Raw genomic sequence first — 7,428 nt, 5'->3', positions numbered from 1 at the left:
GGACCGAGCCGCCGCCGATGCCGTCGCCGCCGGTGCGGGCGCCGTAGAGGATGACCTTGTTGCCGGGGCCGGAGGCCTTGGCGAGGTGGATGTCCTCGTGCTTCATCACGCCGATGCAGCCGGCGTTGACCAGCGGGTTGCCCTGGTAGCAGGCGTCGAAGACGACCTCGCCGCCGATGTTGGGCAGGCCCAGGCAGTTGCCGTAGCCGCCGATGCCGGCGACGACGCCCGGCAGGACGCGCTTGGTGTCGGGGTGGTCGGCCGCGCCGAAGCGCAGCGGGTCCACGACGGCGACCGGGCGGGCGCCCATGGCGAGGATGTCGCGGACGATGCCGCCGACGCCGGTGGCCGCGCCCTGGTAGGGCTCGATGTACGAGGGGTGGTTGTGCGACTCGACCTTGAAGGTGACCGCGTAGCCCTGGCCGACGTCGACGACGCCGGCGTTCTCGCCGATGCCGACGAGCATGGCGTCGTTCTCGGGGGCCTTCTCGCCGAACTGCTTCAGGTGGACCTTGCTGCTCTTGTACGAGCAGTGCTCGGACCACATGACGGAGTACATGGCGAGCTCGGCGCCGGTGGGACGGCGGCCGAGGATCTCGCGGATCCGGGCGTACTCGTCCTCCTTGAGGCCGAGCTCCTTCCAGGGCTGGGAGGCGTCCGGGGTTTCGGTGGCGTTCTTGACGGTGTCGAGGCTCATGCGCTGACCAGCTTCTTCAGGACCGACGTGAAGAACGGGAGGCCGTCGGTGCGGCCGGTCCCGATCAGCGGCTCGACCGCGTGCTCGGGGTGCGGCATGAGACCGACGACGTTGCCCGCGGCGTTGGTGATGCCGGCGATGTCGCGCAGCGAGCCGTTGGGGTTGACGTCGAGGTACCGGAAGGCCACTCGGCCCTCGGCCTCCAGTTCGTCGAGCGTGCGCTCGTCGGCGACGTAGCGGCCGTCCATGTTCTTGAGCGGGACCGAGATCTCCTGGCCGCCGGTGTAGTCGCCGGTCCAGGCGGTCTCCGCGTTCTCCACCCGCAGCTTCTGGTCGCGGCAGATGAAGTGGAGGTGGTTGTTGCGGAGCATCGCCCCCGGCAGCAGGTGGGCCTCGGTGAGGACCTGGAAGCCGTTGCAGATGCCGAGGACGGGCATGCCCGCCTTGGCCTGCTCGATGATGGTCTCCATCACCGGCGAGAAGCGGGAGATGGCCCCGGCGCGCAGGTAGTCCCCGTAGGAGAAGCCGCCCGCGAGGACGACCGCGTCGACCTGGTGCAGGTCCTTGTCGCGGTGCCACAGCGAGACCGGCTCCGCCCCCGCGAGGCGGACGGCGCGCAGCGAGTCACGGTCGTCGAGCGTTCCGGGGAACGTGACGACACCGATGCGAGTGGTCACCGTCAGGCCTCGACCTTCACGGTGAAGTCTTCGATGACGGTGTTGGCGAGGAACGTTTCGGCCATCTTGTGGATGCGGTCGAGGGCGGCCTGGTCGACCTCTCCCTCCACTTCCAGTTCGAAGCGCTTCCCCTGACGGACGTCGGCGATCCCCTCGAAGCCCAGGCGCGGCAGTGCACGCTGCACCGCCTGGCCCTGGGGGTCGAGGATCTCCGGCTTGAGCATGACGTCGACTACGACGCGTGCCACTGGCACTCCCGATGAGGTGGTTGGTGCAAGGCGGTTCCTTCAGCGTACCCGGCCGAAATTTCTACGCGGGTAGATAACGAACGGGGGTGAGCGGGGTCCGGTTTCGGCTTCACCAACGCTTCGCAAAATCCACCGGAAAACCACTCGCCCGGGATTGCGGCGGGACACGCGGGAGGAATTAACTGGGCTTCGCAATTCAATGAGAATCGCGGTACAAAGGAATCAGCCGGGATTCCTACGGTTTGACGTATTCCACCGAAACATCCACACAGGCGGCATCACCGCACGTCAGCGGGCGGCGAGGCGCACGAAGGGACCGATATCCGTGGCGCAGCGCGTAGTAGTCACGATCTCCGACGACCTCGACGGCGGGGAAGCGGCGGAAACGGTCACGTTCGCCCTGGACGGTAAGTCCTACGAGATCGACCTCAATGTGGCGAACGCAAAGAAACTGCGGAAGAGCCTGGAGCCCTTCGTGGCCGCCGGCCGCCGCCAGTCCCGGTCGGGCAAGGCCTTCAAGCACACGGCCGTCGCCCCGGACCCGGCGGTCGTCCGGGCCTGGGCGCGCTCCAACGGGCACGACGTGCCCCCGCGTGGCCGCATCCCGAAGGCGGTCTACACGGCCTACAACGAAGCCCACTGACCCCGGATTTGCCATGCACCCCCTCCGATCGGCTAGTGTGTGGATCACGCCGAGGGGCCAGGCCGAAAGGCCGGGAACCGAAGTCGTGCGGGTGTAGTTCAGTAGCAGAACACCCCCCTTCCAGGGGGGAGGCGCAGTGTGCAATCCCTGTCACCCGCTCTGCATCGCTTTACCGACCACGGTCGTGGATCAGGTAGAGTGAGGCACACAGTGAACGGCCCACCAGCCGTCGCTGGGCTTGCGGACGTAGCTCAGTTGGTAGAGCACCACCTTGCCAAGGTGGATGTCGCGCGTTCGAGTCGCGTCGTCCGCTCGGAAAACGAAGGCCCCGATCATTCGATCGGGGCCTTCGTCGTGTGTCCGGTGTCACAGCCGAAGGCCGAACCTCCGATGACAAATGTCATCGGAGACCGTGACAGCGCGCACTGCCGCCCCGGCGGACCCGCCGGGAGGCTTGGGAACGGGTAAGAGCCGGGGGGACGGAACCGTGTCGAAGCTGACCGGGTGGTGGAAGAGGCGCAGCAGCGCGGGCAAGGTCGAGCTGTACACGCGCTGGTCGTTCCACTTCTTCGTGCTCGTGGAGATCCTTTCCTTCGGGTCGATGGCCTTCACGGTCCGCGACCCTGCCGACCCGAGGCCGCTCGTGCCGGCGGTGGCGTCCTTCCTGGTGGTCTGCGCGCACTCCGTCCTCGTCGGGTTCCTCTCCTCCAGGGCCCTCGACTTCGTGACCGGGCGCCGTGAACGGCCGGTGCGGCTCGCGGTGGCGACCACGGCGGTGACGGTCACGGCGGTCCTGCTCTTCCTGTGCCTGCGCCGGTTCGCCGGGCTCCACGAGGCGGCGGCGCCCGGGCTGGTGCTCGGGGTGAGCTGCTTCGGCTGCGGCTCCCTCGTCCTGACCCTGGAGAAGGTCCGGCACATGAGCTACGTGCCGCCGGCCGCCGCGGCCTGGTCCGCGGCGGCCGTCACCATGCTCGGCCTGTCGCCGAAGGAGATCCTCGGATACTTCCTCGGGGTCCTGGTGACCTGCGCCTTCCTCGCCTTCACGTGCGGCTTCTCCGGCTGGCTGCTGCGCACCGTCTACGAGCTCGACCACGCCCGGGAGCTCCAGGCCCGGCTGGCCGTCGCGGAGGAGCGGTTGCGGTTCGGGCGGGACCTGCACGACGTGATGGGCCGCAACCTGGCGGTCATCGCCCTCAAGAGCGAGCTCGCGGTGCAGCTGGCCCGGCGCGAACGCCCCGAGGCCGTGGACCAGATGATCGAGGTCCAGCGGATCGCGCGCGAGTCGCAGATGGAGGTGCGCGACGTCGTGCGCGGCTACCGCGAGGCGGACCTCGCGGTGGAGCTGGAGGGGGCGCGCGGGGTGCTCAGCGCGGCCGGCATGGACTGCCGGGTCGAGTTCGCCACGGCCGCGCGGCAGCTGCCGTCCGAGGTGCAGTCGGCGCTCGGCTGGGTGGTGCGCGAGGCGACCACGAACGTACTGCGGCACGGGGACGCCCGCAGCTGCCTGATCCGGCTGACGGACCGGGAGGCCGCGGGCACCCTGACGCTGCTGGTGGAGAACGACGGGGTGCCCGAGGCCCCCGCCGGACCGCCCGGATCCGGGCTCGCGGGGCTGCGGGAGCGGCTCGCGGCCGTGGACGGGACCCTGCACGCGGGACCGGCCGGCGGCGGCCGCTTCCGGCTGCGGGCCGAGATACCGCTGGACGGACGACGAACGGAGGTGCGGGCGTGAGCCCCGTACGGGTACTGCTGGCCGACGACGAACACCTGATCCGGGGCGCGCTGGCCGCACTGCTGGGCCTGGAGGACGACCTCGCGGTCGTCGCCGAGGCGGCCTCGGGGCCGGAGGCCCTGGCCATGGCGCGGGCGCACCGGCCGGACGTGGCGGTGCTCGACCTGCAGATGCCGGGGGCCGACGGTGTGAGCGTGGCCACGTCGCTGCGGTCCGAACTGCCCGACTGCAAGGTCATGATCGTGACCAGTCACGGCCGTCCCGGGCACCTGAAGCGGGCCCTCGCGGCAGGCGTGCGGGCCTTCGCGCCGAAGACGGTCTCGGCGCAGCGGCTGGCCGAGCTGATCCGGACCGTGCACGCCGGAGGCCGTTACGTGGACCCGGAGTTGGCGGCCGACGCGATCAGCGCCGGGGACTCCCCGCTGACCGCCCGCGAGGCCGAAGTGCTGGAACTCGCGGCCGACGGGGCGCCCATCGCGGAGATCGCGGAGCGGGCCTCGCTGTCGCAGGGGACCGTACGGAACTACCTTTCCTCGGCGGCCACGAAGCTCGGGGCGGAGAACCGTCATACGGCAGTGCGTCTCGCCCGGGCCCGGGGTTGGGTATAGTAGGTCTCGCGCCAAGGCGCACAGGCGGACATAGCTCAGTTGGTAGAGCACCACCTTGCCAAGGTGGATGTCGCGCGTTCGAGTCGCGTTGTCCGCTCAGCGAACGAAGGCCCCGATCGGTTGATCGGGGCCTTCGTCGTATCAGCTCCAGGTCTGGCCGGTGAGGCGCTCGTAGGCCTCGACGTACTTGGCGCGGGTCTGCGCCACGACCTCCTGCGGGAGGACCGGCGGCGGGAGCTCGCCCTTGGAGTCCCAGCCGGAGGCCGGGGAGGCCAGCCAGTCGCGGACGTACTGCTTGTCGAACGAGGGCTGCGTGCGGCCCGGCTGCCACTGGTCGGCGGGCCAGAAGCGGGACGAGTCCGGGGTGAGGACCTCGTCGGCGGCGACGAGCGTGCCGTCCTTGTCGAAGCCGAACTCGAACTTGGTGTCCGCGAGGATGATGCCGCGCTCGCGGGCGATGTCGCGGGCGCGCCCGTACACGGCGAGGGTGGTCTGGCGCAGCAGCGCCGCCGTCTCGGCGCCGGTGGTGCGGGCGACCTCCTCGTAGGAGACGTTCTCGTCGTGGTCGCCGACCTCGGCCTTGGCGGCCGGGGTGAAGATCGGGGCGGGCAGCTCGGAGCCGTCCACCAGGCCCTCGGGGAGGGCGAGTCCGCAGACGGTGCGGGACTGGACGTACTCCTTGAGGCCGGAGCCGGTGAGGTAGCCGCGGGCCACGCACTCGACGGGCACCATGTCGAGGCTCTTGCAGACCAGCGTGCGGCCCTCCCAGTCGGCGGGGGCGCCGGCGGGCAGGTCGGTGCTGATGACGTGGTTCGGGACCAGGTCCGCGAGCTGCTCGAACCACCAGAGGGAGAGCTGCGTCAGGATGCGGCCCTTCTCCGGGATCTCGGTGGGCAGCACCCAGTCGGCGGCGGAGATGCGGTCGCTGGCGACCATGACGAGGTTGCCGTCCTCGTCGCGGTAGAGGTCGCGGACCTTGCCGGTGTGGAGGTGGACGAGGCCGGGCACCTGCACGGGCTCGGGCTTTTCGACGAATCCGGGCACGGGGTCTCCCTGTGGTTCTGTACGAGCGCGGGGCGCGGGACCATTCTCCCGCACGGGGTGCCGTGCCCGGGCCAGGGGGTGCGGCGGTCCCGGCCGGGGGTGCCCCGGGCGGCTCAGTCGCGCTTGCAGATCCGGTCGAGGAGGTTGGCCGTGGCCCGCTGGATCCGTTCGTCCACGTGGCCGGGGCGGTCCAGGGCGGGGGACCAGGCGAAGGTGCCGGAGGCGAAGACGAGGGCGCCGCTGGGGGCCCGGTAGAGGGAGGTCTCCTGGTGGCGCTTGGCGCCCTCGCCGTCGAGGTAGGGGGAGTGGGCGAGCAGGATCCGGTCCTGGTGCTCGGGGAGCTGGGTGCGCGGGAAGTACCGGTCGGCCTCGCCCGCCACCAGCCCGTCGAGCTCGTCGTTCTCGGCGGCGCCGGTGGAGTCCCAGAGCCAGTGCGTGGCGTTGCGGACGATCAGGGGCGCGGGCTCCGGGACGCGGCCCGCGTACTGGATGCCGAGCAGCTGCTGCTCCGGGCGGTCGACCTCGCGCCACAGGCTGGGGCGGCCGGGGCCCCGGCGTTTTCGGCAGGTCAGGAGCCGGTCGGGCACCCCGGACGGGGAGGGGGCCAGCTCGACCTGCCAGTACATGGTGTTGGCGGAGAGGAAGACGAGCGAGGTGCCGTGGTCGCGGGCGCGCTCCACCGTGCGGCGCATGGGGAGCGACCAGTACTCGTCGTGACCGGGGAAGACCAGGCCCCGGTAGCGGGTGGGATCGACGCGGCCGGCGTGCAGGTCGCGGGTGTCGGCGTAGGCGAGGTCGTAGCCGTAGCGCTCGGCCCAGCGGATGAAGTCGTAGGCGTGGCCGACGTGCAGGGGCAGGCCGGCGCCCGCGTAGGGGCGGTCGAAGGAGACGGTGACGGCCGCGTCCCGCTCGCCGAGCAGTCGGCCCTCCTCGTCCCAGGCGTGGTAGAGGCTGGCGCCGGTACGGCCGTCCTCGGGGTAGAGGTTGTAGGCCTGCCAGGTGATGTCGGGGAGCAGCAGGAGGAGGTCCGCGGGGTGGTCGTCGCGGACCGTGAAGGGGATGTGGGAGCGGTAGCCGTCGGCGGTGGTGAGCACGGCCACGTACGCGCCGACGCTCCAGTACGAGGGGACCTGGAGCCGCCAGGACTGCCACCAGTGGTGGCAGGAGACCGTGCGGTCGGCGGTGAGCGGGGGCGGCTGGACGATTCCGGACAGCCGGGGGCTGGTGGTGATCTTCGAGGCGCCGTCCCCGCCGTAGTGGCCGATGCGGTAGACGTCGACCTGGAACTGCTGGGGCGGGTCGACGGTGATGTGGAAGTCGATGGCCTCGCCCGGGGCGACGGCTCCGGTGGAGGTGAAGCCCTTGATCTGCCGGTGCACGTCGTCGGCGGTCCGGGGCCCGCCGCCGCGGGCCTGGGAGGTCCGGCCGGGGGCCAGGGCCGGGTCCACGTACCAGGGGACGACCTGGCCGGTGTCGTCGAAGTACACCTCGCTGCCCCGGAACCAGGGCAGTGGGCCCTGGCCGAAGGGGTCGTTCACCGCGTGCGCGAGGGCACCCGATTCCCACCGCCGGATCTGGTCCGCACCCATTCCGCTCCCCTCCCTCGCGCCCCCGAACGCGCTTCTCGAACACGGTGGCGCGAGGCGGGTTTCGGACACCCGCGTCGCGACCGGTCCCAGCACATCACATAACGCACTCACTCCGTCACCGTTCGTCGCGAATTGACGGGAACGGAACCCAAGCCGCCGGTTCGCGTGGCGCCCCGGGGTGGCGCCGGGG

The 7,428-nt window shown here is 70.9% G+C and carries 8 protein-coding genes and 3 tRNA genes; 6 read left to right on the top strand and 5 right to left on the bottom strand.

Going from position 1 to position 7,428, the window contains the following annotated elements; all coding sequences use genetic code 11:
* The 3 genes from VR44_RS07110 to purS form a co-directional block, all read right to left on the bottom strand.
* On the bottom strand, nt 1-697 hold a 697-nt coding region (locus tag VR44_RS07110), incomplete at its 3' end, for an AIR synthase related protein (RefSeq protein WP_045946523.1).
* A complete protein-coding gene (gene purQ, locus VR44_RS07105; RefSeq protein ID WP_045946522.1) occupies nt 694-1,374 on the bottom strand; it encodes a phosphoribosylformylglycinamidine synthase subunit PurQ in 681 nt (226 codons plus the stop codon). The genes purQ and VR44_RS07110, both read right to left, overlap by 4 nt.
* A gap of 2 nt (nt 1,375-1,376) precedes the next feature.
* Complete coding sequence (gene purS, locus VR44_RS07100) at nt 1,377-1,628, bottom strand: phosphoribosylformylglycinamidine synthase subunit PurS (protein ID WP_257790362.1); 252 nt, start codon at nt 1,626-1,628, stop codon at nt 1,377-1,379.
* Between the two features lie 319 nt (nt 1,629-1,947).
* Here purS and VR44_RS07095 point away from each other — a divergent pair, with 319 nt between their 5' ends.
* From VR44_RS07095 to VR44_RS07070, 6 genes are all read left to right on the top strand, one after another.
* Entirely contained in the window at nt 1,948-2,265 is a 318-nt protein-coding gene (locus VR44_RS07095) for a histone-like nucleoid-structuring protein Lsr2 (RefSeq protein ID WP_045946520.1), read from the top strand.
* An 87-nt stretch (nt 2,266-2,352) separates the two neighbouring features.
* Nucleotides 2,353-2,424, top strand: a tRNA-Gly gene (locus VR44_RS07090).
* 81 nt (nt 2,425-2,505) lie between these two features.
* Nucleotides 2,506-2,578: transfer RNA gene (locus VR44_RS07085), tRNA-Gly, on the top strand.
* 174 nt (nt 2,579-2,752) lie between these two features.
* Complete coding sequence (locus tag VR44_RS07080) at nt 2,753-3,997, top strand: sensor histidine kinase (RefSeq protein WP_045946519.1); 1,245 nt, start codon at nt 2,753-2,755, stop codon at nt 3,995-3,997.
* Nucleotides 3,994-4,605: a response regulator transcription factor gene (locus tag VR44_RS07075; RefSeq protein ID WP_045946518.1), complete on the top strand. Its 612-nt coding sequence runs from the start codon at nt 3,994-3,996 to the stop codon at nt 4,603-4,605. Before VR44_RS07080 ends, VR44_RS07075 begins: the two co-directional genes overlap by 4 nt.
* A 24-nt stretch (nt 4,606-4,629) precedes the next feature.
* A tRNA-Gly gene (locus VR44_RS07070) sits at nt 4,630-4,702 on the top strand.
* A gap of 44 nt (nt 4,703-4,746) precedes the next feature.
* On the opposite strand, the gene VR44_RS07065 is transcribed toward VR44_RS07070, so the two are convergent.
* Nucleotides 4,747-5,649: a phosphoribosylaminoimidazolesuccinocarboxamide synthase gene (locus VR44_RS07065; RefSeq protein ID WP_045946517.1), complete on the bottom strand. Its 903-nt coding sequence runs from the start codon at nt 5,647-5,649 to the stop codon at nt 4,747-4,749.
* A 113-nt stretch (nt 5,650-5,762) separates the two neighbouring features.
* Complete coding sequence (locus tag VR44_RS07060; RefSeq protein WP_045946516.1) at nt 5,763-7,238, bottom strand: N,N-dimethylformamidase beta subunit family domain-containing protein; 1,476 nt, start codon at nt 7,236-7,238, stop codon at nt 5,763-5,765.
* Nucleotides 7,239-7,428: the final 190 nt, after the last annotated feature.

This window comes from Streptomyces katrae (genome assembly GCF_000966975.1).
GTDB classification, from domain to species: Bacteria; Actinomycetota; Actinomycetes; order Streptomycetales; family Streptomycetaceae; genus Streptomyces; species Streptomyces katrae.
The sequence above is the reverse complement of the archived record's forward strand: the minus strand, read 5'-3'. Positions and strand labels throughout refer to the sequence as shown.